The organism is Paenibacillus sp. 598K, assembly GCF_003851045.1.
Classification (GTDB): domain Bacteria; phylum Bacillota; class Bacilli; order Paenibacillales; family Paenibacillaceae; genus Paenibacillus_D.
Genome location: NZ_BFBX01000300.1, coordinates 6,438 through 7,079 on the forward strand (window position 1 = coordinate 6,438; position 642 = coordinate 7,079).

Consider the following 642-nt stretch of genomic DNA (forward strand, 5'->3'; position numbering starts at 1 on the left):
AGGGTTAAGCGCTTAACCCTTCAACAAAATATCCCCCATCGCAGCATGTAGCTATGGGGCTATCCTCGGGACAACCGAATCGCAATCGTATGCTCGTAGGGCGTCAACAGGTTGACCGTGACAGCCTGACAACCGCGAGGCACCGCCTGATCCTCCGCCGATGCCAGATGGTCCAGCGCGCCGCCGTCCACCTCGATCCAGTCTGCGCCTGCCTGACAGCGCATCGCCCCCTCGACGAGCATGTACCTCCCGTCGCCCTGCTCCTGCAGATGCTCCCCGGAGAGCTCGCACTCGCTGCCGAACAGCAGGATGACCCGGGTCAGCAGCAGCTCCGGCTCCGCGCAGCGCAGACGCAGCAGCCAGCCGCCCTCGTCGGTCTCGGTCAGCTCGACCGTCGGCTGATGGTACTGCTCGTGCGTCAGCTCGCGCAGATGATGCGGCAGCGCATACCAGGGACTGCAATCGCTGCCGGCGATATCCGGGAGCAGCTCGGACGGCAGCGGGCCGTAATAGCCCTTGGCCTCGCTGGCTCGCAATCGATAGCCGCCCTGCACCTCCTCCAGGCTCTGCATCCTGACGATGCCTGGCTCGAACGCAGTGGCGATCCGTACGCCGAGCAGACGCGCCGCGCCGTGACGCAAG

The 642-nt window shown here is 65.4% G+C and carries 1 pseudogene; it reads right to left on the reverse strand.

Annotated elements, in window-relative coordinates:
• Positions 1 to 59: 59 nt before the first annotated feature.
• Positions 60 to 642, reverse strand: a pseudogene (locus PA598K_RS36970) (hypothetical protein); the annotation flags it as partial.